This is a genomic window from Paenibacillus sp. S29 (assembly GCF_049319765.1).
GTDB classification, from domain to species: Bacteria; Bacillota; Bacilli; order Paenibacillales; family Paenibacillaceae; genus Paenibacillus; species Paenibacillus polymyxa_B.
The window spans coordinates 1-278 of record NZ_JBMOUI010000102.1 but is presented as its reverse complement, the minus strand read 5'-3'; the positions used below and the strand labels follow the sequence as shown (position 1 = coordinate 278).

The window sequence follows — 278 nt, the reverse complement described above, 5'->3', positions numbered from 1 at the left end:
CCGGCGGAGCGCGTGCGGTTCATGCTCGAAGACAGCGGAGCGAAGGTGCTGCTGACGCAAACGCCGCTGCGAGAGCGCGCCGAAGCCTGGCTGGGCGAAGAGGAGCTGGCGCTGGTGGCGGTGCTGTACCTCGACGACGAAACTTCGTACAGCGAGGAGCGGACGAATGCCGACAGCTTCCATGAAGCCCGTCCGGAGGACCTGGCGTACGTGATCTATACGTCGGGAACGACGGGCAAGCCGAAGGGCGTGATGATCGAGCACCGCAGCCTGGTGAA

The 278-nt window shown here is 65.1% G+C and carries 1 protein-coding gene; it reads left to right on the top strand.

The window, feature by feature from the left end:
• The coding region (locus ACL9RM_RS26700; protein ID WP_414126725.1) for an AMP-binding protein at positions 1 to 278 on the top strand (278 nt) is incomplete at both ends.